This window comes from Atlanticothrix silvestris CENA357, assembly GCF_016056295.1.
In the GTDB taxonomy this organism is placed as follows: Bacteria; Cyanobacteriota; Cyanobacteriia; order Cyanobacteriales; family Nostocaceae; genus Atlanticothrix; species Atlanticothrix silvestris.
Genome location: NZ_JAECZB010000097.1, coordinates 45,377 through 70,195, shown reverse-complemented (window position 1 = coordinate 70,195; position 24,819 = coordinate 45,377). Strand labels below are relative to the sequence as shown.

21 protein-coding genes and 1 tRNA gene are annotated in these 24,819 nt (G+C 41.5%); 3 read left to right on the top strand and 19 right to left on the bottom strand.

The genetic code is table 11. The features are described 5' to 3' along the window. Nucleotides 1-438 precede the first annotated feature (438 nt). From I8751_RS25785 to I8751_RS25765, 5 genes are all read right to left on the bottom strand, one after another. A complete protein-coding gene (locus I8751_RS25785) occupies nt 439-1,587 on the bottom strand; it encodes a glycosyltransferase family 4 protein (RefSeq protein ID WP_214441939.1) in 1,149 nt (382 codons plus the stop codon). Between the two features lie 357 nt (nt 1,588-1,944). Beyond that, nucleotides 1,945-3,573 carry an MFS transporter gene (locus I8751_RS25780; protein WP_214442017.1) on the bottom strand — a complete coding sequence of 543 codons (1,629 nt, stop codon included), beginning with the start codon at nt 3,571-3,573 and terminating at the stop codon, nt 1,945-1,947. Continuing rightward, the gene (recO, locus tag I8751_RS25775; RefSeq protein WP_214441938.1) at nt 3,560-4,465 is read right to left on the bottom strand and encodes a DNA repair protein RecO; all 906 of its coding nucleotides are present in this window, start codon (nt 4,463-4,465) and stop codon (nt 3,560-3,562) included. The genes I8751_RS25780 and recO overlap by 14 nt, the downstream gene beginning before the upstream one ends. An 87-nt stretch (nt 4,466-4,552) precedes the next feature. Continuing rightward, a complete protein-coding gene (deoC, locus tag I8751_RS25770; protein WP_214441937.1) occupies nt 4,553-5,233 on the bottom strand; it encodes a deoxyribose-phosphate aldolase in 681 nt (226 codons plus the stop codon). A gap of 169 nt (nt 5,234-5,402) precedes the next feature. After that, the gene (locus I8751_RS25765; RefSeq protein WP_214441936.1) at nt 5,403-6,548 is read right to left on the bottom strand and encodes a DNA cytosine methyltransferase; all 1,146 of its coding nucleotides are present in this window, start codon (nt 6,546-6,548) and stop codon (nt 5,403-5,405) included. 143 nt (nt 6,549-6,691) lie between these two features. Here I8751_RS25765 and I8751_RS25760 point away from each other — a divergent pair, with 143 nt between their 5' ends. Continuing rightward, entirely contained in the window at nt 6,692-6,877 is a 186-nt protein-coding gene (locus I8751_RS25760) for a hypothetical protein (RefSeq protein ID WP_214441935.1), read from the top strand. A gap of 15 nt (nt 6,878-6,892) precedes the next feature. Here I8751_RS25760 and I8751_RS25755 read toward each other — a convergent pair whose 3' ends face one another. The 12 genes from I8751_RS25755 to I8751_RS25700 all read right to left on the bottom strand — a co-directional run bounded on the left by I8751_RS25755 (nt 6,893) and on the right by I8751_RS25700 (nt 18,884). Next, the gene (locus tag I8751_RS25755) at nt 6,893-8,338 is read right to left on the bottom strand and encodes a YcjF family protein (protein ID WP_214441934.1); all 1,446 of its coding nucleotides are present in this window, start codon (nt 8,336-8,338) and stop codon (nt 6,893-6,895) included. Nucleotides 8,339-8,703: 365 nt separating this feature from the next. After that, a tRNA-Met gene (locus I8751_RS25750) sits at nt 8,704-8,780 on the bottom strand. Between the two features lie 46 nt (nt 8,781-8,826). Further along, nucleotides 8,827-9,780, bottom strand: a complete 954-nt coding sequence (locus tag I8751_RS25745; protein ID WP_214441933.1) for an asparaginase — start codon at nt 9,778-9,780, stop codon at nt 8,827-8,829. Nucleotides 9,781-9,877: 97 nt separating this feature from the next. Then, entirely contained in the window at nt 9,878-10,378 is a 501-nt protein-coding gene (locus I8751_RS25740) for a CGLD27 family protein (protein ID WP_214441932.1), read from the bottom strand. Continuing rightward, nucleotides 10,375-10,833 (bottom strand): ribosome silencing factor, encoded by a 459-nt coding sequence (gene rsfS / locus I8751_RS25735; protein WP_214441931.1) that lies wholly within the window; start codon nt 10,831-10,833, stop codon nt 10,375-10,377. Before rsfS ends, I8751_RS25740 begins: the two co-directional genes overlap by 4 nt. A gap of 619 nt (nt 10,834-11,452) precedes the next feature. Next, nucleotides 11,453-12,328 (bottom strand): sulfate ABC transporter permease subunit CysW, encoded by an 876-nt coding sequence (gene cysW / locus I8751_RS25730; protein ID WP_214441930.1) that lies wholly within the window; start codon nt 12,326-12,328, stop codon nt 11,453-11,455. Then, on the bottom strand, nt 12,315-13,184 hold the full coding sequence (cysT, locus tag I8751_RS25725; protein ID WP_214441929.1) for a sulfate ABC transporter permease subunit CysT: 870 nt from the start codon (nt 13,182-13,184) through the stop codon (nt 12,315-12,317). Before cysT ends, cysW begins: the two co-directional genes overlap by 14 nt. A gap of 85 nt (nt 13,185-13,269) precedes the next feature. Beyond that, nucleotides 13,270-14,403, bottom strand: a complete 1,134-nt coding sequence (locus I8751_RS25720; protein WP_214441928.1) for a sulfate ABC transporter substrate-binding protein — start codon at nt 14,401-14,403, stop codon at nt 13,270-13,272. Between the two features lie 272 nt (nt 14,404-14,675). After that, on the bottom strand, nt 14,676-15,458 hold the full coding sequence (locus I8751_RS25715) for a class II glutamine amidotransferase (protein WP_214441927.1): 783 nt from the start codon (nt 15,456-15,458) through the stop codon (nt 14,676-14,678). A gap of 497 nt (nt 15,459-15,955) precedes the next feature. Further along, complete coding sequence (locus tag I8751_RS25710) at nt 15,956-17,434, bottom strand: CoA-acylating methylmalonate-semialdehyde dehydrogenase (RefSeq protein ID WP_214441926.1); 1,479 nt, start codon at nt 17,432-17,434, stop codon at nt 15,956-15,958. A gap of 95 nt (nt 17,435-17,529) precedes the next feature. Further along, on the bottom strand, nt 17,530-18,114 hold the full coding sequence (locus I8751_RS25705; protein WP_214441925.1) for a Uma2 family endonuclease: 585 nt from the start codon (nt 18,112-18,114) through the stop codon (nt 17,530-17,532). A gap of 131 nt (nt 18,115-18,245) precedes the next feature. Continuing rightward, nucleotides 18,246-18,884, bottom strand: coding sequence for a peroxiredoxin (locus tag I8751_RS25700; protein ID WP_214441924.1), 639 nt, complete (start codon nt 18,882-18,884; stop codon nt 18,246-18,248). A gap of 154 nt (nt 18,885-19,038) precedes the next feature. Here I8751_RS25700 and I8751_RS25695 point away from each other — a divergent pair, with 154 nt between their 5' ends. Then, complete coding sequence (locus tag I8751_RS25695) at nt 19,039-19,383, top strand: hypothetical protein (RefSeq protein WP_214442016.1); 345 nt, start codon at nt 19,039-19,041, stop codon at nt 19,381-19,383. Between the two features lie 75 nt (nt 19,384-19,458). Here the strand turns inward: I8751_RS25695 and I8751_RS25690 are convergent, their stop codons facing one another. Then, nucleotides 19,459-19,734, bottom strand: coding sequence for a MoaD/ThiS family protein (locus I8751_RS25690; protein WP_214441923.1), 276 nt, complete (start codon nt 19,732-19,734; stop codon nt 19,459-19,461). Between the two features lie 57 nt (nt 19,735-19,791). Continuing rightward, the gene (thrC, locus tag I8751_RS25685) at nt 19,792-21,096 is read right to left on the bottom strand and encodes a threonine synthase (RefSeq protein WP_214441922.1); all 1,305 of its coding nucleotides are present in this window, start codon (nt 21,094-21,096) and stop codon (nt 19,792-19,794) included. Nucleotides 21,097-21,941: 845 nt separating this feature from the next. On the opposite strand from thrC, the gene I8751_RS25680 reads away from it, so the two are divergent. Next, on the top strand, nt 21,942-24,491 hold the full coding sequence (locus I8751_RS25680; RefSeq protein WP_214441921.1) for a beta strand repeat-containing protein: 2,550 nt from the start codon (nt 21,942-21,944) through the stop codon (nt 24,489-24,491). The last annotated feature ends 328 nt before the right edge of the window (nt 24,492-24,819 follow it).

The following is a 24,819-nucleotide window of genomic DNA, read 5'->3' as shown; positions in this document are numbered from 1 at the left end:
ATCCCAGATTTCTAGTTTTAAAGGTGAGACCCAACCAACTCGAAATTACTGGCAACAATTCAGTTTTTTCGCACGCGACCTCAAGCCAGTCTAGGGACTGTCTAGCAGGTATATCTTTGATTCAATAGCAAAGGTATTGGTTTACCCTCGGTGGTCAACAACGGAACTGCACCAGGTCATGCAGTTTTTTCATCAGAGGTTAAGCTTTTATGTAAAGGAGTGTAACAAAATACCTTAACTTTTGTAAAGTTATTTCAACAGATTGTGACATCTGTGGCAAAAGTTGCCTCTTATTCCCTCTTTTGAGCTAATCCAAGTTGGTAAATGAGGAGTAATTTTTGTGTTCACAAAATCAAAAACACAAATTTTCAGCGATAAATGGTGATCGCTGAGAGAAATTAAATTAAAAATCTATGGTCTGCTTTCGATCAAACTTTCCTATGCCCCCCAACTCAGGGGTACAGGCTGTTGTGCTAAAACTTCCCGATATAATTCTTCCAATAAAGTAATATTCTTGCTGAGAGTATAGCGATCTAATATGCGCTGTCTGGCTTTTTGCCCAAGTAAGGTTGTCAATTCAGGATGGTCTTGGAATAGTGGTAAGAGAGTTCTTAGTTGCGATCGCACTGTCTTGGTATTTAGCACTACCCCTGCGCCTTTTTCCATCACTTCTCCATCTGCACCCACATCAGTCGCTAAACATGCTAGTCCACAAGCCATAGCTTCTAACAGCGATAAAGATAAACCCTCTACTAGTGAAGGTAAAATAAATACATCCGCACCCCGCAAAATTTCAATGCGGCGATTTTCATCAGCTACAAATCCTAACCAAGTAATACCGTATTCCCAATTATAAAAAGGTTCTAAAGATGGCTTTAAAGGGCCGTCACCTACAATTAGTAATTTGCTATTAATTCCCATATCCGATTGTTTCCAAGCCCGGAGTAAGGGTTCAACATTTTTTTCTGGGGCTATGCGACCTTGGTAGACAAATAAGCGTTCGGCTTTGAATTCTGCTTTAACTGTAGAAGGCCCAGGAGAGTATTTTGTAATATCCACGCCGTTGGGAATCACAGCAATATTTTCTTCTCGTACACCCATCCGTGCTAACAATTCTCGTTGAATTTGAGAAAATACAATCACGCGATCGTAGTTACCCAAAAAAGGTGCGTAGAGTTGATAAGCTAAAAGTTGTGTTCCAGATATTAATTTTGCCCCCTTGCCTGCAAATGGTGTGTGGAAAGTGGCAATTAGGGGCAAATTTAGTTCTTCACAGATTTCTGGTAAAACAAAGTCAAGGGGAGATAAAGTCAATGAAGCATGAACTACATCTGGCTTGATGCGACGTAGTGATTGAGTTAAGACTTTGGTCGCTTTGAAAGTAGGAATTGTGTAAACCTGAGACTTATAAATGAAGGGTAGAGGCACATCTTGACAGTTTGGCCAATTATCGGGTGCAGATTCTTCTTGGGCAAAGTGAAGAAAGCTAACTTGATGTCCTCGATCTAATAAGGCATTTGTAATTTCCCGGCCGTATGTGACGTTGCCACAAAAGGGTGATTTTTTTCCAATCCAGGCTATACGCATTCTTTAATTTAGCTATCAGAAAAACGGGTTTTAATATATAAGTTTTTTATCCTTGGTTGTTTGTCTTTTATCCCGTTGCAGTTCCTGGTCTTCTGTTTACCATAAAACTCCACGCTAACCTAATCGATAAACCAATTTTTACAATTATTAAATCAGTGTATTTATCGCTTATTTGCTTTACTTATAAGTTGCTTATCTATATATATTGATGACAACTTACTCTGGTTAATATCCAATTGATACCCAGGAAGTTTTTGATAAATTTTCACTGAACTCAGTTTAACATGAAAGCAAAAATTTTCATTCAGTTAGCAATAATACCAAAGTTATAAATCATGACTTTTCTGACTTTGATAACTATTCATGGGAGTTGTACCAAGTTAAAATCGCTCCTGAAAAGACGATCGCAGCTAATCCCAAAAAAACCGCCTGTAAACCTACAAAGGTTTCTGCTAAACCTGCCAATGCTAGGGGCAAAGAAAGGGCGATATTAATGACATTATTTTGTAAACCGAATACTTTGCCACGCATTTCTGCTGGGGTTTCTGTTTGGATTGCAGTCTGCATTGGGATACCCACTAGCGCTCCAAAGACACCTAATAAAGCCACTAACAACAGGACTATCCATAGCTGGGTTGTGAATACTGAAAGACCAATTAGAGATGCTGCCATACCAACACAACCGCCAAGACTGAGTTGAGTATAGGAGAAACGTTGACCAAACTGTCCTAAAATTGTTGCCCCTACTGCAATTCCAACACCACCAGAGGCCAGTAAAAAGCCAAACTGGGAAGCTTTTAAGTTAGGAATTATTTCTGCCATGCGAACAGCAAGAACAGTTAAGGCGGCAAAGACAGAAAACAAAATAATCAGTTGTAATAAAGCATTACGGACGCGATAATTAGCCTTCAAGTAGCTAAAACCGTCGCGTAAGTCCGAAAAAACGTGAGGAAATTCAGTTTCGGAGTCGTGGGTTTTTTCTTTAGTCGCTAAGAAAAATAAAATTAGCCCAGCGATCGCATAACTACCACCTACCAATAATTCTTTGCCAAGTTCCCCACCACCACCGAGTTTTAGCCAAATGGCATCGGTGATCGCTAATAACGGTTCTCCTACGGCAAACCCGACAATTACCGATGCCATCATCGTTGTCGTATACAGAGAATTTGCCGAAAGTAAGTGCTGTTCTTCAACGACTAAGGGAATCGCAGCCTGTTCTGCTGGCGCAAAAAACTGTGTCAGTGTGGAAACTAAAAAAGTTACACCCAAGATAATCGCAAAACCAACTGGTATCACGCCTATAGGTTGCCAATCATGAGTCAACCACAGCAACATGGGTATTGCTAAAACCAAAATGCCACGCCAAACATTTGTTGCTACCAGTACAGTCTTTTTCGACCAGCGATCCACAAACACACCAGCAATTGAACCAAACAGTACTGCTGGAATGGTAAAAGCCATCATTAAAGCTGATACCCAACCACTAATGCTTTGATTACTGGATTGAAATTGAGTATTAATTAAAGCGATCATTAATACTAAATAAACTTTATCTGCCAATTGGCAAAAAACTTGACCACCCCAAAGGGCAAGAAAATTAGGATTTTTTAATACGGGTAAAAATCCCTGCTGTGGTAAATTATCTGATATTGTTTTTTTACCTGAACCAGATCCATCTAATTCTTTTTCTGGGACAGGAGTTACTGGTAAATTCCGTCCGTTGCGATCGCCATTTTTGTCTGTCTGGGCCGTAGTTAATTGTTCTTTAGCTGGTTTTTCGGATTGCTGAGAAACATCGGTTTTTGGTATTTCCGATGTTCCACGTTTATTATTTGCGGACATTTCTTGGTTATTCATCTGACTAGGTGCAGGCTTAGGAACTGCACTCAGATGATTTCCAACTGTAGGAGCTGATGCCCTATTCTGTTTTTTAGCGTAGCTTGGTGACAAAGGTAGGATTTTTGTATCCAAATCAGACGGTTGCATCATGGTTGGCAGCAAAATAAGAGTCGATCAAAGAAGCAGAGCGAATAGGGCGACCTAAATGATATTGAGCATACTGGCGCAAAATCTGCTCAACAGATAACCAGCCATAATCTTTGGCTGAGTTAACTTGCATTATCTCTGGTTGTGACAACTGTTGGAACATAGCCAGTTCTGTAGCATTCAGGCGACTGGAAATTACTGGTATTTCTTGCCGATGGGCAACAGTTTGATAACCAGATTTTAGGGTAAATGGAATAGGGGAGACGAAAGAAGCATGTTTGTGTTTTACTCTTTCTCCCTGCGATCGCAAACTTTCCCAAGCCTCTAAGCAAACTGTTCCACCCGCAGTAATGCTAAATCCTACTTGCCAATTAGGATGTGTAAAGTCTGGCGTTAATGGACGTTGAGTTAAACAACAAACTTGTACCTGGGGCGTTATTCCTGCTAAAGCTAAAAGATGAAATACCCCCTGAGCCAGATGTGCTACAACAGCAGTTGCCTCTGTTTTAGGTAAGGCTTCTAACCGCTGGAGATGTTCAGTGAATAATTCATAAAGTTCTTCTTGGGGTTGTTCGCTCAAAGCTTGACACAGGACTATTTCTGCCAAATACTGACTGGCAGATAGTTTTCCTAAATCTTGAGCTAGACCCGGATAAGTTTTTAATGTTTGTGCTTGAGTAATTTTATCGAGCGATCGCCCTTTGGCAATCAATAGTTCGTTCACCACAAACATTCCACTCCTGCCACCTAGGCTAGAGTTGTGCTTGCGTGCGCCAGGGGCAACTGCTCGAATCAAACCGAATTCCTGTGTCAAAATTGTCACTATTCTGTCAGATTCTCCCAGTGCCTGGGTTTTGAGATTAATCCCAGTTGCTTTATAGGTTCTACTCATTAGTCATTAATCATTAGTCATTAGTCATTAATCATTAGTCATTAGTCATTAGGTTGGGACAAATGACAAAGACCAAAAAACAAATGACTATCCACCCTTTCCCAGGTTATCGCGCTGGCGGAGCAAATCGATACTGCAAGACGTTCCTAATCTAGTAGCACCCGCTAGAATTAAGTCTAGGGCTTGATGGACTGTGCGGATACCCCCTGAGGCTTTAATTCCTACTCTTTCTTTTGCTATTTCCTTCAAAAGCCGCACATCTGCTACCGTAGCACCACCATTCCAGCCTGTACTGGTTTTTAAGAATGTTGCTCCCGCTTCCATACATATTTCCGCCGCCAAATTTTTCTCTGCATCTGTCAGTAAATTTGTTTCCAAAATTACCTTGACAGTTTGCCCAGTCTCTTCACAAATTTCGGCAATCTCCCGATGCACTTCTTCAGTTTTGCCAGCTTTCAACCAACCTAAGTTAATCACAACATCCAACTCAGTAGCACCATTTTCTACTGCTTCTTGAGCCTCATACAGTTTGACTGCTGAAGTTGTCGCACCAGTAGGAAAGCCAATTACCGTACAGACTTTTGGATTCTTAGCGTGGAGGAGTTCCGCTGCTTGTTTCACATAAGCGGGATGAAGACAAACCGCTGCAAAATGAAATCTATCTGCTTCTTCGCACCATTGCTCAACCTGCTCTGGGGTAGCTGTAGGTGTTAGCAGGGCGTGATCGATGAATGGCGCAATATCAATGTCTGGATAGTCTGCTGCCATCGTGCCTTTGCCAATAATTGATTATTAATCTTTATAAAAAATTAAAACATTTCTTATATATATATTAAAGCATATTTATTACGAGTTTATCCTGAAAACAAGCTGCTGAACTGGTCTGACATGTCAGCTTTACAAAGGTACGAGAATTTTACAGGTATTTAAGTTGACATTAGGCTGTTGTGACATGAGGAGGATAAATGTTAATTCTTAAAAAATCAACAATAGTCTGAGCTAATGCCTTTGATGCTAGATATGGTACTCCATTACCAATAGTTTTAAACATATTGGTGAGTGACATATTTTCTGGAAATACAAAATTTACAGGTAAAGATTGTATAGCTAAAGCTTCTGCTACAGATATTCGGCGAACTTTGTAAGGATGCAAATGTACTTCATTATTTCCGTAGCAAGCTGTCGGAGAGTAACGCCATCTGTGTAGACGTTTAAAAGATTTTTTGGCATCATCTCCTTCGTCAACAGTAGCAAATCTGGTAATACCTGCTCTTGGTTGAAAATAATGTTTAGCATTAGGATGTTTCAACACATTATTTTTTATAAACCAATATTCAACCGTTAGTTCTTGAGGAATGTCTTTAGGACAAATAGTTATAGAACTTTCTTGAAACGGTTCACATTTACGCCAAGGATAAGCAAACACCTTTTCTTGAGGATATAAAATGTGTTTTTTCCAAGGAAAGGTAAGTTCATGACTGATTTCCATTTCCTTCAAAAAATTATTTCTAAAACCCATCAGAATAATTCTTTCTCTGTCTTGGGGTACACCATATTCAATAGCATTAACTAACCGTTCTGTTAATATATATCCTGTTTGCTGTAATTGTTGCTTCAGCGTTTCAAAAAATAAACGGTGCTTTATCGTTCTATATAAACCTTTTACATTCTCGAATAAAAAGAAATCTGGTAGATTACGGCAAATTAATTCTACATAAGAAGCCGAAAGTTTACCATTATCTCCCAGCCGTCCTTTATTTTTACCACCAGTAGAAAAATCAGGACAGGGAGGCCCGCCAATAAAGCCCACAATATTATGAGATTTACGACAATCTTTAACTAATTCTTTTAAGCGTTGCGCCTGCGTTCCATCGATAAGTTTAGTAACGTCTGCTGCTTCTCCTTCATAATGTCCGTATTCTGGCAATGGTAAGTTGAGAATATCCCGCGAATAGCGGTATACTGCCATAAATGGGGAGAAGATTTCATTGACATAAACAATATTAAAACCACTAATTTCAAACCCTAAATCTAGAAAACCAGAACCAGCAAAAAAAGAGAAAATACAAGGGCGATCGCTCATTTATAATAGTGTTTCAAGACTGAATTTAAACGAATTATATGTTCTAACTCAATAATTAAGAACAATAAAAAATTGTTCAGGAAGTGGTTAGACATGAGTTGGTTTTGGGCTTTATAAATACAAGCTTTTAAAAAAATAGTTAAATGGATTCACAAACCATACTGGCTCTTGCGAAACAAGGTGATGCAAACGCGATCGCGGTGCTGATAAATAACTCCTTAAAAGAAAAACGTATTGTTGGTAAAGTTACCAGAAAAGAGGACTGCTTGCAGATTATTCTGGAATCATCAGAAGTGCCGAACCATGCAAAGACGCAAAGTTTTTCTTAGCGCCTTTGCGCGAAGTCATCTGACAACTTCAACCTGCTGTGTTTCTGGCAATAAACGCTTCACACCTTGCTTAACAAAACTTTGCAAAAAAGCCATCTGCTGATTTCGCTGAAAGACGTTTTGCAAAGTTTGCCGCAACTTGTCTAAATTCAAATTATTACCAGAATCTATGGCTACTTCTTGCTGCTCAAAATACTCGACTAGACTTAACCCTGCAACCCTAGTGAGATAAGCAGCACTCACTCCCTGCACAACACCACCAGCGACAAAGGTGATGGCGTTACTTTTGAGGACAGTACTAACAGCTTTTGTAGAAAGTTCGACTAAACCCAGCTTCAGCATCAAACTTCCCATTGTCCCAGCTACAGTTTGCGCCTGTTCCAAAGAAAACTTCTGCTGATAAACATTACCCAAATCCATCACCATTTGAGCATTAATAGCCGCAGTCGCCAAAATATCAAGTGCTGGAACTGGGTTAGCAAAGGCAGCAGCAGCAGCTATCCATTGATATTGTTCTATAACTGGGGTGGCGCGATCGCGTCTGATTTTATTTAGACAGTTTTTCGCCTCAGTTTTTAGCGCTAGGGTCTTCCTCATGGTAGTTGCCCAAACTAGCTGCTTTTCTTGCTGTGCCAAAACTTCACTCAATTGCTGCGTCAACTGCTGGATATCTGGCGCTGGCTGTTCCATCCACTCTTGCACTGCTCCATCAGCTTCATGTTTCCGTACTTTAATAGGAATGGGAGAAGCCGCAGTTGCAACTACATTTCCCGGCATCCGCTGTTTTAAGGACAGCAAGACACTAGCACGTTCATCTGCCAAATATTGGTCTTGCTTATTGAAAACCAAAGTTGTGGGCTGACTTGCTGCCTTTAGCTGTTGTAAGGTTTGAAATTCCGAGTCTGTTAAATCACCATTGGTAAGAAACAGGACAAAATCAGTTTTGTTTACTTCTGCCAAAGCCGCTGTATCTGACTTCTCACCCGCTTCTCTAAATAAGGGTGCTGTTTCTTGAAAGCTAACTTTCTGCGATATTTCTTTGCTCCAGTTAGACTTTAGCACTTGAATTAAGGTGCTTTTGCCAACAGATTTACCACCAGTAACACCCACTTTAATTTCTTGTCGGTCTAACTCCAACAGCAGTTGGGCAACTTGTTCTCGTAAAGTTTCTAAGGCTGGATGATTTTCTGCTTCTTGTGCTAGTTGGTTAATTAGGGCTTCAGTTTTGGCGATCGCAGTTTCTACTGTTACCCGATCTACAACAATACCATTTAGCTGCTCTAGATGATTTTTGGGGCGATTTTGCCGGAATAACCACAAACCACCACCAACAGCTAAGGCACTAAATAAACCAAACTCACTCAGCTGCACTATTGAATGATGCCAACTTTGTAAAATCCACAGGGAAAAGGATAGTCCCAATCCTCCCACCAAAATCGGTCGCTGCAACTTCACAACCATGATTCTCCGCGCTTTTTGGAAGGTTTCTATTCCAGAATAGATCAAAATTAAAAACCCTACCCAAAAGAGATAGAGTTTTGTCAGTGGTCAGTGGTCAGTAGTAAAGCGAAAAGTCGAGCGAGTCTCGTGGGCGATTCTACCGACTTGAGGGAACTGGCATTGTGCGTCCCGGTTTCCAGGCGCAGAAGTTTTCTTTGAGGATGTGATTCATCCACAAGGGGATGGGGTATTAAACCAAATCCAAAACAACACTTCGACAAGCTCAGTGCATCGCTGACAACTGAACTATTGACAACTGACCCGCGTAGCGTAAATAAAACAAACCCCACAACCTTTAAGGATTGCAGGGGTTTGTTTTATGTATTTGGTGGCGGGAAGTGGATTTGAACCACTGACCTTCGGGTTATGAGCCCGACGAGCTACCAGGCTGCTCTATCCCGCGTCGCTCTTGACTTCTAAAGTATAACCCAAGTTTAGAAATTTGGCAACTATAAAAATGATAATTCTCCAACTACTTCTAAACGCTTGTATTTACCCAAAGCCATAAACTTTTCTGACAGACTTTCTGCGGCGCTAGGAGTAATCCAACCCATTTGCTGAAGCAAGTGGATAGCAACGGCATACTTTGCCCTTTTTGCCCCATCCATGACTTTAATAGCCAATCCCATGCCTTCGCCAAGTCTGCCAATACATTGCACTCCTTCGGCTCCAGCCTTACTTACCAGTTCCCCTGGAGTTAAACGCATGAGTTCTGTATCAAATTCTCCTTCTCCTGCTACCATAGCCGGATGATGAGTCATTGCCCGGACGATGCGCTCCATATCTAAATTAGTGCTAGAGGCTAGCAGGGCATATAAAGAAGCCATCTGACCAAGTTGCATTAAATAAGTTGGTGCGCCGCAGTCGTCATGAGCGCTGATAAATTCCTCCGCTGGCATTCGCAGCAATTCTGCTACTTTCCCTAAAATCAATTGCTGGATTGGGTGCTTGCGATCTAAATAGTTATTTAAAGGCCAACGGCGTTGTTGACAAACAGCTAACATTCCTGCGTGTTTACCAGAGCAATTGTATTCTAAAGCACTCCGTTTACTTGGAGGAATAGGACATTGAAGTACTGTCGGGTCAAGATCGGCGCGCCAAAGGATGTTAAAAACTTGTCGTACTTGCTCGATTGTAGCTTGATGGGAACCTGTGATAATTGCCAAATCGCGATCGCTGAGGTTGTACCGTTCCAAAGTACCTGTGGTGGTAACTGCGAGTGCCTGAAATGGTTTGAGCGCGGAACGGACAAATGCAGCAGTTTCAGAGTTTCCGGCAACGGTAAGAACCCGCCCCCGTTCATCGCATACAACAGCGTGGACTATATGCCTCGATTCAATAATGCCTTCTCTTAGCAGCCGGACTTCCAGTGCTGTGGCTTGAGTTCGTTTTCCCATTGTCATGGGTTAATATTTATCTCTTTTTTATGAATTTTCAGTGGTCAGTGGTCAGTGGTCAGTAGTTTGTACTACTGGCAACTGACAACTGACAACTAACCATTTAAAACAAATGCCAAACTATAGTACCAATAACCAACAATCCAGCCAAGCCAGCAAAGGTAAATTGTAGTCGCTGTAAAATTGGTTTGATGTCGTATGTCACAATCAAGCGATCGCGGGTTAGCACTTCTTGCGGCTTAATCCAGGTTTGACCGTCATACCAGCCTGATTCTTCATAAAATACAGTTGTACTGTACAAGCGATCGCGCACATAAAGCCAGCCTAAATACAATCGCGTTAAACTTAGCAATACCCCTACACTCGCTCCGGCTGCTCCGCAGAGAAGAAAATGAGCGAAATATTTGTTTGGGGAAAAACTTGCTGCTGCGACAGGCCCTGCCACCAGCCATGATAAACCCCAAATCCAGGCCATTTTTGTGATATACTCCTGCAAGTTTAAGGTGCAATCACGAAATAGCCAGGAGGCTTTTAATTCTTCATACTCATTAAGTGGTTGTTGGTCTATGGGAACTGGGCAATTAGAAACCGAAGACCTAATCATTTTGGCTTACCCCCACCCTCATCAGATTCTGGAAGGGAAATACGTTCTGCATGAATCCAGAACGCTTCTAAATTATAAAACTCTCGTTCCTTTGGCATCATGATGTGAACGATCACGTCGCCGTAGTCTTGTAGCACCCAACTTCCCTCGGACTTTCCTTCTATCCGCAAAGGACGACGATGCCACTCATTCTCTACTTTTGCTTCGATTGCTTCAGCGATCGCCCTGACTTGCGCTCTGGAATAGCCAGTCATCATCACAAAGTAATCTGCTAGGTAAGATACGTCAGCTACCCTTAGCACTAGAATTTCGCCTGCTTTGCGGTCTGATGCAGCTTCGGCTATGGTTATAGCTAAATTTCCACTCACCTCGGTCTCAGCCTCTGGGCTTTTGGGCGCACTCTTGATCACTGATACGGATTTTAATGGGAAATTTCCTTGGAAAAAATCAGACATTCAACCTCAGGTGCTTTATCCCTTTTGTTACAGTTTTTTACAGCTACTGACAAACAACAATTGAACGGTAACTGTATGTATGGGTTTTTTTGAATACTAACAAAAAAACAGGTGTCTATGGAGTTGAATTGTAATATGAATTAAAAATGAATTGGAGCAGGTGATAAATTGATTGATGCTAAACATCAAAAATATCTAAAAATAATCTCAGACAAACCCGCTGTTAAAATACATTTTTATACAAAAATCTTTGAGTCAAGTAGAAATTCGCAGGTGCAACTATATTTTAGAAGACTCTAATAATTTTGATTATACTACTTATAAGATAGTATACTACATAAGTAGACTTTTAAATCGTCTACCGAAAGTGTGATTTAGCCAAGCAAAATTAAATTTCCAATATATTTGCAATTTGTACTCAGTGCTTGAGAACTCGTAGTAAAGGTTTTCAAAAAAAGATTTGTATTGATTCTCATTTTTAATTACAACTTTATTTATGTATTGTGGTACTAGTGCAAGAAGGCGGATAGTTGTTTTCACCAGCCTGCACTAGTGAACATGTTTTGGTATTGGGCATTAATCTTTGTTGTTTACCATACCCTATGTTCCATGCCCTCACTTATTCAACATCTTTAATACGGGTTTTACGTTCCAAAATCTCCTTCAGCAGCAATGTAACTACTGCTAGCATCGCTAACAGTACAGCAGCCGAGAAGGCAGCTTCAGTTTCATATTGTTTGTAAGCGTCCTCTACAAACAGTGGTAAACTCTGCGTTTTGCCAGCAATGTTACCTGCTACGACTGAAACTGCCCCAAATTCACCCATTGCTCTGGCGTTAGTCAAAATTAAACCATAGAGCAAGCCCCAACGGATACTGGGCAGGGTGACGCGCCAAAATATTTGCCAATCATTAGCACCTAAGGTTCTGGCGGCTTCTTCTTGATCTTTGCCAAATTCCTCTAGGACTGGAATAACTTCTCGCGCGACAAAGGGCATACTCACAAATGCCGTAGCCAGCACCATACCTGGAAAAGCAAAGATAATCTGGATGTCATGTGCTTGGAGCCAAGGGCCAAACCATCCTTGCCGACCGTAGAGTAGTACAAGCATCAACCCTGCAACTACGGGTGAAATAGAAAAAGGTAGGTCAATAATGCTCAGAACTATGGCGCGTCCGGGGAACTTATGACGAGCGATCGCCCAGGCTGCACATAGTCCAAAGACTGTATTTAAAGGTACAGCAATTAATGCCAGTAATAGTGTCAGCCAAGCTGCATGAAGAAAAGCAGGTCGGCTCAGGTTGGCCAAAAACGGGCCAATCCCCTTGCTAAAGGCTTGGACAAAAACGTTGATCGCAGGGATATATTGAACCAGAACTAAATAAGCGATCGCTACACCAATCAAAACCGTTGGAACCCAACTTTTCTGCTGTTTTAAGCTGGCTTGACCTGCACTAGACCCAGATGAGTGAATTTTTGGCTTATTTACTGTCATATCTTCTAGCCCATGCTTGTAAAAAATTAATTGCGAGCAGCAACACTAACGAAATTGTCAGTAGAACTATGCCAATTACAGTTGCGCCAGAGTAGTCATACTGCTCCAAACGTTGAAAAATTAGCACAGGTGCAATCAAATCTTGAAAAGGTGTATTGGAAGAGATGATCACAGTTGAGCCATACTCACCCACTGCACGGGAGAAACCCAAAGCCACACCAGTCAAAATTGTGGGAAATAAAGGCGGCAAAATTACCTTCCAGAAAGTCTGCCATTGCGAAGCACCCAAACACCAAGAGGCTTCTTCTATTTCATGTTCCATTTCTTGAAGCACGGGTTGTACAGTCCTCACCACAAAAGGTAGTGAGATAAAGATCATTGCTACCCCTACTCCCAAACGAGTAAAAGATACTTTAATTCCCAGTGGTTCTAATAGCGAACCAATCCAACCGTTATTACTGTAAACTGTCGCCAGCGTTAGTCCTGCGACTGAAGTTGGTAGAGCAAAAGGTAAATCTACGGTGGCATCAATCACACGTTTCAACGGAAAGTCATAGCGAACCAAAACCCAAGCAATTAGAGTCCCAAAAATACCATTGAGAAAGGCAGCGCCCAATGATGTGACAAAGGTGACATTGTATGTTGCCAAGGCAATCTCACTAGTGGCAATTTCCCAAAACTTAGCAGGAGGTTCCGTACTAGCTTTTAGGAACATCGCAGCAATAGGGAGAAATAACATTACTGTCAGATATCCCAAGGTAATTCGCCATGTCCAAGGAACTCGCCGCAATTGATTGAGAAAATTCTTCCAGGCAGGAGTTTTAGTGTTAACTTCTACAGAAGGAGATAGAGTCATATTCAGAAATACAAAATTTTAAATTTTCAGGAAGTTTTTGTCAGTAGTGAGACAACGCCTCGGCTTACCATTGACTGTTGACTAATTAACGTTTCTTTTGGGCTTGAATTTGATCAAAAAGAGCGCCATCAGCGAAGAACTTATTCTGAACCACGTCCCAACCACCGTAGTTTTGAACAGTACCTAAAGTTTTAACCTTGGGATACTTATCGCTAACTTCCTTTGTTTGGGCTACTGTTTCATTCACTGGGCGGAATCCCCAGTTAGCAAACTCCTGCTGTGCTTCTGGAGTGTATAGGTATTGAACGAATGCTTCAGCAACTTCGCGTGTACCGTGCTCATCAACATTCTTGTCTATCACAGCGACGGGATTGTCGATAGAAATGTTGATATCAGGAACGACATAATCAATCTTTTCGCCCTTTTGTTGAGCAAAAATAATTTCATTTTCATAGTTAATCAAGGCATCACCTTGACCCTGCTTGAAAAATGCATCAGTTGCCTCACGGGCATCTTTTGTCAAAACAGGTACATTGTTATAGATTTTAGTCACAAATTCGGTCGCTTTAGCTTCATCATCCCCAGTTTTAATCGCAGAATTCCATAGAGCTAAAAAGTTCCAGCGAGCAATGCCTGATGTTTTGGGGTCGGCGGTAATAAGTTTTACTTGATCGTTCTCTAAGTCCGCCCAAGTTTTTATGCCTTTGGGATTTCCTGAACGAGTAACTATTGCTGCAACCGACTTGGAAACAATGCCATTATTAGGTACTTTTTTCTCCCATCCTGGCTGAATCAGTCCAGCCTTTTCAATCTTTTGGGTGTCTAATCCCAGTGCCAAGTGAACAATATCTGCCTGTAAACCATCGATGACGGCACGAGTTTGAGAACCAGAACCGCCATAGCTTTGGTTGAAGGTGACAGTTTGGTTATGTTCCTGCTTCCACTTTTCTACAAACTTGGGAATGATGGCTTCGTGGGCTGCTTTGGTAACAGCAAAAGAAACTAAGGTTAATTCAACATTCTGCTTTTTAGCGGACACAGGACTAGCTCCTGGGGTTTGGGCGGTAGAATTAGAACTACTGACATTTCCACCAGAGCAGGCGGCTAGCGCTACACTCAAGACTGCTCCTACCAAAAAGAGCGACACCAAACCTTTAAGCGAATTTAACCTGAACCAATTTGCTTGTAAACTTCTCAGTGGACGTTGCCACAAAGCCATTCCTTTTCCTCCTCTAAAACTGCGGTTAGTCGATGGGAATACAGTTATATGTGTTTATATTACTAGATAGTTGCAAGTATTTTAATTAGAAATACAAAACATCATATTCTCTATCAAGAATATGGAGATTTTAACAGTTTTGGAGGCAATTAAAAATACTTTTAAATAAATTTGGCTTTTAAACCTAGTTTTTCGAGACTGCCTCTAGGTTTAGTTAAAACGTTAAAGCGTCATCAGAGCGTCATTACGAATTACGAATTACGAATTACGAATTAAGAGCGCTCATCTATGCTCAAGGGAAAACCATTCTGAAATACGAGCAAATCTCCTGGTGGAATTTGTGTCCAAACTTCGTTGTCTGTGAGGGGAGTAGTAGCAATAACAGCAACGCGATCGCGCTCAGTAGTTACCTCTTGAAAATCCACAGTCATATCTTGATCAATCAAGTGAGCAGCGGCAAAAGGCGCTTGACGCACAATATAGCTGAGTTTTGTTGAGCAATGGGCAAAGAAGTGTTCCCCATCTGAAAGTAAGTAATTAAAATCACCTATTGAGTTGAGATTTTCTGTTATTTTACGTAAAACAGGATACAGTTTTTCTAGGGTAGGCTTACCGTCAGGAAAATTTCGTCGTAAGGTTTCTAGAATCACACAAAATGCTTTTTCACTATCGGTATTTCCCACTGGTTGAAAAAAGCGCTGATTTTCTGGATCAAAGTCTGGTAAATTGCCGTTATGGGCAAATACCCAATATCTTCCCCAAAGTTCTCTGCGAAAAGGATGACAGTTGTGAAGGGCAACTTCACCTTGGGTAGCTTTGCGAATATGAGCAATCACATGGGTAGAGTGGATGGGATAGCGCCTTACTAACTCTGCTACCGGTGAAGCAATTGCAGGTTTTTCATCTAAAAACAGCCGACAACCCTTTCCTTCAAAAAAAGCAATGCCCCAACCGTCACTATGATGATCGGTTTTGCCTCCTCTTGCAGAAAACCCTTCAAAAGAAAAGCAAATATCAGTTGGAACATTGCAATTCATTCCCAGCAATTGGCACATGGATGTTGCAACTCTAAAATTTTTGACTAATGTCTCAAAATCAAGATACTTCAGAATGCCTCAATATTTCTGGTGCGATCGCTTCAATCTGAAGATTTATTTACGCTGCGCGTGTCAGTGGTCAATTGTCAGTTGTTAGCGATGCACTGAGCTTGTCGAAGTGTTGTTTTTTGTAATTTGGTCTAATACCCCATCCCTTTAAAGGTAGTTTTCACAAATCTTCTTGAAAAGTTACTCCTCTTGAAGAGAACTTGCGCGCGGGGTTCCCCCCGTTGAGCAAAGTTCGGGGTAGAAACGCCAGATCCTCTACTTGGGGAAACCCCAAGACCCACAAGGGGTGCGGCAGTCGCTCCTGGGGGAAACCCCCAAGACCTCAATACCTTACCGCACTTTTCGCTTTACCACTGACCACTGACTACTGACCACTGACTACTGACCACTGACTACTGACCACTGACTACTAACAAAACTCAACCCGTGAAGGGATGAAGTTTTTATTAAAATTGACGTGACCACTCACTGGGCCAGCGTTCAACAACGACTTTAGTTTGAGTAAAAAACTCTACTGCATGGTTGCTTTGACCGTGTAAGTCACCAAAAAAGCTTTCTTTCCAACCACTAAAGGGAAAAAACGCCATCGGTGCAGCAACACCAATATTGATACCAATATTACCTGCTTCTGCTTCGTAGCGGAATTTACGAGCTGCTGCACCGCTAGTAGTAAACAAACAAGCCATGTTGCCATATTGACTACTATTAACTAAGGCGATCGCATCATCAATAGTATCTAAATGTATTAAACTCAACACTGGCCCAAAAATCTCTGTGCGGGCAATTTCTCCGGCTGGCTGGACATTTTGCAAGATTGTGGGACGAATAAAGTTGCCGTTTTCATACCCAGTAATATTGGCATAGCGCCCATCTACTAAGAGGTTTGCACCTTCGTCTGCAGCTTTTTGAATCAATTCTTCAATTCGTGTCTTACTTTGGGCGGTGATTACTGGCCCCATTTGCACATTCTGGTCTAAACCATTACCTACCACTCGCTTTTTAGCAGTTTCAGCGATCGCTTCTGTAAAAGTTTGACGTGCTGTGCCTACTGTAACTGCAATTGAGGCGGCTAAACAACGCTGTCCAGCGCAACCGAAAGCACTATCAGCGGCGATTTTGGTAGTCATCTCAATGTCTGCATCTGGCAAGATAATAATGGGGTTTTTTGCGCCTCCTTGGCATTGTAATCGTTTGCCATTAGCTGCTCCCCGACTATATATATATTTAGCTACTGGCGTGGAACCCACAAAACTAATCGCCCGAATTTTGGGGTGGTCTAAAATAGCATCTACAACTTCTTTAGCACCGTTAACTAGATTTATCACTCCTTTGGGTAAACCTGTTTTTTCGAGTAACTGAAAAACTTTTTGCATTGTCAGCGGTACTTTTTCCGAAGGCTTGACAATGTAAGTATTGCCACAGGCGATCGCATAAGGTAAAAACCAAAAGGGAATCATACCCGGAAAATTGAAAGGACAGATTACCGCCGCTACTCCCAGAGGTTGACGAATCATCATCTCATCAATACCTTTGGCAACATCTTCGAGGTTGGTTCCCTGCATCATCATGGGAATACCACAGGCGACTTCCACGTTTTCAATCGCACGACGCATTTCGCCTTGCGATTCAGCCAAAGTCTTACCACATTCCAGCGTAATCGTGCGAGCTAAATCTTCAAAATGTTCTTCTAATAAATTTTTGAGTTTAAATAAATACTGGACTCTTTCTGTCGGTGGAGTGCGTCGCCATGTTGTAAAAGCTGCGGCTGCGGCAACGGCGGCTTGATTTAACTCAGATGCTGGTGATAAAGGCACTTGAGCAAGTACCTCTGCTGTAGCTGGGTTGATCACCTCTAAGTAATCTTTAGTTTTAGATGTACACCACTGACCATTAATATAGTTGGGTAAGATAGAAATCTTGTTCATGAAGGCATCAGGGATTTTTATTCAAGCCCCCGATTTATCTGTGGGGGTTTTTAATTTTTAATTTTTAATTTTTAATTCCCCGCAGGCGGTTGACTCTACCAAATTTTACTCATGTTCAGAACAAACCCAGGCAATACCGATTCACCGCTAACACTAGCAGGATTATCCAAACATTCCTCTGGTTGACCTGGACGATAGATATAAACTTGACGTTGTTTGCGGTCAATTAACCAGCCTAATTGTATTCCTGGCTCCTGCATATATTCCTCCATTTTTTCTTGCAAAGATTGGAGGTTATCGCTAGGGGATCTAAGTTCGACTACAAAATCTGGACAAATGGGAGCAAATTTCTCTTGTTCTTCGGCTGAAAGAGCATTCCACCGTTCTAGTTTAATCCAGGAAGCATCAGGCGATCGATTTGCACCTGTTGACAACTTAAATCCAGTGCTGGAGTCGAAAGTTATACCTGTACCATCTTGTTCTGACCACACCCACAACTGGCCAAATATGTTGCCTCCTCTATTACCTGTTGTCCCTCCTGTCGGTGGCATAATTGATATTTCTCCTAGTTTATGACGTTCAATCCGTAAGTCACGATTAACTTGACAGAATTCGAAGAACTGTTCATCTGTCATTTGTATTGACGGAGGAATTTGCAATACCAAGGGAGATGAAAGCATAATATTGACCCAGGCTAGGCTTCAATTTTATTTTCACGCATTCGCCGTTAGGCGTTCTCGCAGATTAGACGAAAAAACGCAAAGTTTTATCTTTGCGCCTTTGCGTCTAATGCACGAAATCATTTACAGGTTTACTTGTTAGGCTGAGGAGTCATCCGCAAATAGGGTTTGACTTCTTGGTAGCCTTTGGGGAATTTTTGCTTCAGCACTTCTGGATCTTTGAGTGAGGGGACGATTACGCAATCATCGCCGTCTTTCCAGTCAGCTGGTGTAGCTACACTGTAATCATCAGTTAATTGCAGAGAATCGATTACCCGCAGAAGTTCATCAAAGTTGCGTCCAGTGCTGGGGGGGTAGGTGAAACTGAGACGTAGTTTTTTATTGGGGTCAATTACAAAAACCGATCGCACTGTTAAAGATGCATTAGCATTAGGATGAATCATGTCGTAAAGGTCAGAAACTTTACGATCTGCATCTGCCAAAATTGGATAGTTGAGGGTTGTGCTTTGAGTTTCTTCGATGTCTCCTACCCAACCATTATGGGATTCTACATCGTCAACACTCAGAGCGATCGCTTTAACATTGCGCTTGTCAAATTCTGGTTTCAGTTTGGCAACGGTGCCTAACTCTGTTGTGCAAACAGGTGTGAAGTCAGCAGGGTGAGAAAACAGCACTACCCAGCTGTCACCCGCCCATTCGTAAAAGTTTATGTCGCCGTGTGTAGAGGCTTGCGTAAAGTTGGGTACTGTATCACCGAGACGGAGAGCCATGAGAGATTCCCTGTAATAAAAGAAAGCTTTATGTGTTCTACTTTGCCATCATGACATAAAACCCCTATTACCCAATCGGGCTTTAGCGGTTTGAAACAAAATTTTAAGTTGTCAGCCCTTACAAGAGCCAAAATTACTGACAAGGAAGTTGATGATGTACATGAGTATAGTTGACGAAAAGTTACAGATACAATTTACCTGGAAAGAACAACTACTAGCTGTTCGCTGCCAAAAAATCTGGGAAATACCACTAGCTCATATTGAACAAGTGACAATAACCAAACCCCAAAGTAATTGGAAAGATTTACGTGCCCCTGGAACCTTTATTCCTGGAGTAATTAAAGCTGGAACCTATTACACAAATAGGGGTAAAGAGTTTTGGTATACCGATAAACAGACAAATTATTTAACAATTGAGTTAAAAGATGAGTCTTATAAACGGATTATCTTGACCATTGACAATAATGAGTCTTGGCAACAAAAACTTACTCATTCCTAAATACCAAGCGAAACAGATCAAAAAGAGCCTTTTTGCTTACTATTAAAGTTAGGATTGGGCTAGATTTTTGGTATTTCAACCACCTGCAACAGCAGGGACAATACTCACTTCATCACCATCTTTTAAAGCTGTAGCTGTCCCTTCCAAAAAGCGAATATCTTCGCTATTGACATACAAATTTAAAAAGCGTCGGGGTTGCCCTTGTTCATCACACAATCGTGATTTGATACCTGGACAATTTTGCTCTAAAGAATCAAATAATTCAGAAATACTGCTACCACTACATTCTAGGGTAGCTTGGTTATTTGTGAATTTCTGAAGAGCAGTAGGAACTAAAACTGTTACAGCCATAGAACTAGGAAAGTTAGGAGTGAAAAGTGGGAATTTGTCCTTGGTTTGAACAAATGATTAAACGAGAACTTGTTGCCATTCCAAGCGATCAAGTGTACGCGATCGCTCTAATGCACGTTCAAAGCTATCTAGTTTAGCATCAATTGTCAAAGGTTCACCAATGTAACCTTGTACTGCTTCTTGGGTTTTCAAACCATTGCCAGTAATGTAAACCACGGTAGTTTCATCTGGATCAATTTTGCCAGCTTCTACCAATTTTTTTAGCACAGCCACAGTTGTACCACCGGCTGTCTCTGTGAAGATACCTTCGGTTTCTGCGAGTAGCTTGATACCATCAATAATTTCTGCATCATTGACTGATTCAATATTACCGTTAGTTTTGTTCGCTATATCTACAGCATAAACGCCGTCTGCTGGATTGCCGATCGCCAGAGATTTAGCAATTGTATTTGGTTTGACTGGTTTAATAAAGTCGCGCCCTTCTTTGAAGGCTTCGACGATGGGGGAACAACCTTCAGCTTGAGCGCCACTAAAACGTACACTCTTAGCTTCTACCAAACCGACTTCTACAAATTCTTGGAAACCTTTATAAATCTTGGTAAATAGTGAACCAGAAGCCAAAGGCGCAACAATATGGTCAGGTAGTTCCCAACCCAGTTGTTCAGCAACTTCAAACCCCAGAGTTTTGGAACCTTCAGAGTAGTAAGGGCGCAAATTAATATTGACAAAACCCCAACCGTGTGTATTAGCAACTTCTGAACACAAACGATTGACTTGATCGTAATTACCTTTCACAGCCATGAGAGTAGGACTGTAGATCAAGCTACCTAAGATTTTACCTGCTTCCAAATCTGCGGGAATGAACACACAGCAGTCTAACCCGGCATGAGCTGCGATCGCAGCTGTCGAATTTGCCAAATTGCCAGTACTCGCGCAAGAAACAGTAGTGAAACCTAACTCCCTAGCCCGACTCAGAGCAACTGACACTACCCGATCCTTGAAACTCAGGGTAGGCATATTGACGGCATCATTCTTGATATAAAGCTTGTTTAGACCCAAGCGACGTGCTAGACGATGGGAACGAACTAATGGAGTCATACCAGTTCCCACATCTATAACATTGTCGGTGACAACGGGTAAAAAGGGACGATAGCGCCAGATTGAATTTGGCCCGGCTTGAATTTTTTCACGGCTGACGGTTAAACGTATGGCGTTGTAGTCGTACTTGACTTCTAAAGGCCCAAAGCAAAACTCACAAACATGACTAGCTTGCAGTTCATATTCTGCACCACATTCCTTACATTTCAAGGCTTTCAATGTGGCATTGAGCGTTTGGTTATCTATGGTTGTTGCCTGAGTCATAAACTAGCTTCCCCGTTTATCCGTCAACTGTCGCTTGATAGTAACACGAGCAAAAATACCAGTCAAACATACCCGACTATTTTTATCGGGTATGCTTAATGATACTCAAAAGCAATGAAAAATGATGTTTGTAAAATTTAATTAAAAGTAAAAACCTAATTTATCCAGTGTTAATACTCAGTTTTTTCCAGATCCAAATCAAAATAGATTATTAAGTGAAGCAAAGCTACCTAGTTGTAATACTGAAAGAGATGATGACAAATTTGAATACATAAGATGATGATTTCGCATTTATATTGATCATCAGCCCTTTGTTGTGATCTAGATCACTGACTAGCTTTCCTCATTCTTTTGTCTTTTTTATCTCTATGGATTTGATAGGGTAATGTGTGAACATCACAGCAAGTATCTATAACTGCCTTTATATATAGGTTTTAGTACTTTTTAAAACTGTTATCGAAGCTTCAATATAAAGTTGGCTGATACACTGCGATGCTCGCATTTACTGCTAGAGAAGTTACTTATTTATACTGAAGGTTTTTTTCGCAGCAAAAGTTACATTCTATTTGTTATTGATAACTCAGACAGTACATAAGAGTAAATTACGTGTATTCATACCTACAAGCCTAAAACCTCAAGGCTAAGTGCGAATCAAACAGCAATCTATTTCTGCGCGTTGCCTCAATATATTCTTTTAGGGGAGTCAATCAATTAACTCCCCAAATGTGCATTCCTGAAGCGTTCAAGTTTGGGGTTATATAAACGGTAATTCTTTAGGGAATTGCCGAACTTTATCCTGCTTGAAGATTCAGGAGAGAAGTTCAGCAAACAAACAAACTACATCTATGGTAACTCTAAAAAAATCTATAAACAATAGACGCAAGCGCTATCATTCTCTAGTCGCAACAGCATTATTAACTGGTAGCCTTTTTCAGTTTCTCGCCCCTGTATTAGCTGAGGGTACTACAGCAGGTATATCTATAAGTAACACGGCAACAGCAACCTACGAAGATCCCAATAATCCAGGGACAAGTATTAATGCTACTTCTAATACTGTGACTGTAACTGTAGCAGAGGTTGCTGGTATCACCGTTTCGGCCTCTGGTGTCACAGATAATAACGGTGGTACTGCTGGGGTTAATGATTTATTGACCTACACATACACCCTAACAAACGTCGGTAATGACCCAACAAGATTCCACATCCCTAACCAAGCGACAACAACAGGGCCGGGTACAGTATCTGGCATATTACCTAATGATAAAAATGGTCAAGCACCAGCTAGTAGCCAATTGCAATACAGTACTGATGGCGGTGCAACTTGGACAAACGTTTCTCCAGGCGGCGTAGACACACCCTCAGTTCCCGTTAACGGTACTGTATTAGTACGCGTGCCAGTAACTGTACAGCCTGGCGCTCAAACCAACGATATAATTACCGTTACCCTTGGTAACACTCCTGGTAATGCTCAAAACCAGCTGCGGAATCCTGATGGTGGTGACGTTTACACTGTAGATAACGCCGATGGTAGTCCTGGTGAGGTAGCTGGCGTACCTGTCAATGGTACACGTGAAGCAAGTGCCACAGAGCAAATTACAGTTGGTTCCAGCCTAAAAACCTATGCTTTAGCCACTGTTCTCAAGACTCGTAGTGCTTACAACAATGCTGGCACAGCTGCGATTACAGATGACAAACTGACTTACGGTTTGAGTTTACGAGTTGAGTCCAATGACCCAACAGGACAAGGAATAACCCCAGCAGCTTTGACAGGGACAAGCATCAATGTTGATGGGAATCCAGTTAACCGTATTCTGGTTTCTGATGCGATTCCTGCGGGTACAGATTTGGCGGCTGCACCAACTCCACCTCCAGGTTGGCAAACTGTTTACACCACAAGTCCAATATCCACTGATGCTAATACAGCCACATGGACTACAACAGCACCAGCCTCTTTAGCTTCAGTAACTCGCGTTGGTTTTATCAATAATCCAGCTACTATTACTTCTATCGCTCCAGGAACAACGGTGAACGGCTTCTCAATTCAGCTAGCCGTTGAATCAACTGCAACTTCACCTTTAACTATTGCTAATATTGCCCAATTGTTTGGTCAAACTCCTGGCACTAACGCCCCAGTATACGACGAATCTGGTGATCAAAATCCCAGCAACTACGATGGGTCTGTAGGCAATATGACACCTCCTGGGGGTACAGATGCCAATGGTGATGGTGTTCCTGATACTCTACCGCCTGCTAATGTTGATGACGGCTATATTGATAACCCAACAACTCCTGAAACGGGAGTTGATACAGGCAATAACAATAGTGGTGTTGGTACTGGTGGTGAAGCAAACGCCTTCACAGTGCAAACACCTGTAGCCTCAGCTATACTCAACGGGCCACAGAATGCGCCAGATGCTACTGGCCCATCAGGTCTAACCAACGATGATTTCACTAACAAATCTTCTCTCGTTCCTGCTGGTACAGCACCTGGTAGTACGATTGATCCGCAGTCAGTCGGATTTACCAACTCAATTAGAAACAGTGGGACTAATCCTGGCACGATTACATTAGTGCCAACACCACCAACTAATACCGCTGATTTACCAGATAATACCAAGGTAACTGTTACCTATAATAGTCAGTCTGCTATCTATAACTATACTCAAGCAGGAGGATTTGCCTTAGTTAGTGGTACGGTGAGTATTCCCAACGTTGCTGCTGGTGCAAGTATCAACTATGGTGTAGAAGTTGATTTACCTCCAGGCACAGCATTATCTACTGATATTAATAGAGGCTTCCCAGTTCCTATTACTGCTTCTATTGATACCAATGCAGATGGTATAGCTGATAGTCAAAACATCACTATTGATCGCGTCTATACTGGTTTCTTGAAATTAGTGAAAATGTCACGAATTTTACAAGGAACTGGGCCAGCAGTTGGTACAGGTCAAGATAATTTTGAATCCACACCTGCTGTCAATGGTATAGATCCGAATCCCGCTGTCGCCGATGTATCTAGAAATCCTGCTCCTGGGAATATTATTGAGTACCAGATTCGGTACACAAACATTTCCGATCCTCAATCTGGAACTGGAAACATAATTTTAAATGCTGACAAGATTGTGATTACTGAAGATGGTACACAATCTCCTAATAATTGGGCATTAGACAACGATATTAGTGGTCAAATTGATACTAGCAATATCGTTGGTTCTGCAAAGGATTCTGGTGCTTCCACTATCCAATTCTTCAGTGGTAATCCAGCAAGTTCCTCTGGCATTGATCAAACTGGAACGACAGTGAACACTGATGTTACTAAGTATGTTGATACTGTAACTGGTCAGGTTGCACCGGGTATTCAAAGGACATTTACCTTCCAACGTAAGGTCAATTAGATAGTTTAATTTCTCTTACCTCTCAGTTTGCTGAGAGGGATAGTCTGCATTTGTAGTTGGCATTTTATTTTATAACTACAAATTATTAAATCAATCTTGACAGACTAATACGACGTTTCCTAGCAAAAACAGGGAATTATAAATCAGCAATCAACATTTTGAAAGTTGTTTGAGGTTATTAATTTATGAAGGGTGTTTCTATTGCAGGTATAGGAGCGATCGCTCTCATTGCTACAGTACCATTTGTTAGTCAAATTCCAGGAATACCAAGTGTATGGCAATCGGGAATTGTAAACGCTCAAAATGTTAAAACTCAAGGGCAAATACA

Excerpts from the sequence above, each read along its gene's own strand:
- I8751_RS25785 (WP_214441939.1), bottom strand. The coding sequence starts at position 1,587 with ATGCGTATAGCCTGGATTGGAAAAAAATCACCCTTTTGTGGCAACGTC.
- I8751_RS25780 (WP_214442017.1), bottom strand. The coding sequence starts at position 3,573 with ATGCAACCGTCTGATTTGGATACAAAAATCCTACCTTTGTCACCAAGC.
- recO (WP_214441938.1), bottom strand. The coding sequence starts at position 4,465 with ATGAGTAGAACCTATAAAGCAACTGGGATTAATCTCAAAACCCAGGCA.
- deoC (WP_214441937.1), bottom strand. The coding sequence starts at position 5,233 with ATGGCAGCAGACTATCCAGACATTGATATTGCGCCATTCATCGATCAC.
- I8751_RS25765 (WP_214441936.1), bottom strand. The coding sequence starts at position 6,548 with ATGAGCGATCGCCCTTGTATTTTCTCTTTTTTTGCTGGTTCTGGTTTT.
- I8751_RS25760 (WP_214441935.1), top strand. The coding sequence starts at position 6,692 with ATGGATTCACAAACCATACTGGCTCTTGCGAAACAAGGTGATGCAAAC.
- I8751_RS25755 (WP_214441934.1), bottom strand. The coding sequence starts at position 8,338 with ATGGTTGTGAAGTTGCAGCGACCGATTTTGGTGGGAGGATTGGGACTA.
- I8751_RS25745 (WP_214441933.1), bottom strand. The coding sequence starts at position 9,780 with ATGACAATGGGAAAACGAACTCAAGCCACAGCACTGGAAGTCCGGCTG.
- I8751_RS25740 (WP_214441932.1), bottom strand. The coding sequence starts at position 10,378 with ATGATTAGGTCTTCGGTTTCTAATTGCCCAGTTCCCATAGACCAACAA.
- rsfS (WP_214441931.1), bottom strand. The coding sequence starts at position 10,833 with ATGTCTGATTTTTTCCAAGGAAATTTCCCATTAAAATCCGTATCAGTG.
- cysW (WP_214441930.1), bottom strand. The coding sequence starts at position 12,328 with ATGACAGTAAATAAGCCAAAAATTCACTCATCTGGGTCTAGTGCAGGT.
- cysT (WP_214441929.1), bottom strand. The coding sequence starts at position 13,184 with ATGACTCTATCTCCTTCTGTAGAAGTTAACACTAAAACTCCTGCCTGG.
- I8751_RS25720 (WP_214441928.1), bottom strand. The coding sequence starts at position 14,403 with ATGGCTTTGTGGCAACGTCCACTGAGAAGTTTACAAGCAAATTGGTTC.
- I8751_RS25715 (WP_214441927.1), bottom strand. The coding sequence starts at position 15,458 with ATGTGCCAATTGCTGGGAATGAATTGCAATGTTCCAACTGATATTTGC.
- I8751_RS25710 (WP_214441926.1), bottom strand. The coding sequence starts at position 17,434 with ATGAACAAGATTTCTATCTTACCCAACTATATTAATGGTCAGTGGTGT.
- I8751_RS25705 (WP_214441925.1), bottom strand. The coding sequence starts at position 18,114 with ATGCTTTCATCTCCCTTGGTATTGCAAATTCCTCCGTCAATACAAATG.
- I8751_RS25700 (WP_214441924.1), bottom strand. The coding sequence starts at position 18,884 with ATGGCTCTCCGTCTCGGTGATACAGTACCCAACTTTACGCAAGCCTCT.
- I8751_RS25695 (WP_214442016.1), top strand. The coding sequence starts at position 19,039 with ATGTACATGAGTATAGTTGACGAAAAGTTACAGATACAATTTACCTGG.
- I8751_RS25690 (WP_214441923.1), bottom strand. The coding sequence starts at position 19,734 with ATGGCTGTAACAGTTTTAGTTCCTACTGCTCTTCAGAAATTCACAAAT.
- thrC (WP_214441922.1), bottom strand. The coding sequence starts at position 21,096 with ATGACTCAGGCAACAACCATAGATAACCAAACGCTCAATGCCACATTG.
- I8751_RS25680 (WP_214441921.1), top strand. The coding sequence starts at position 21,942 with ATGGTAACTCTAAAAAAATCTATAAACAATAGACGCAAGCGCTATCAT.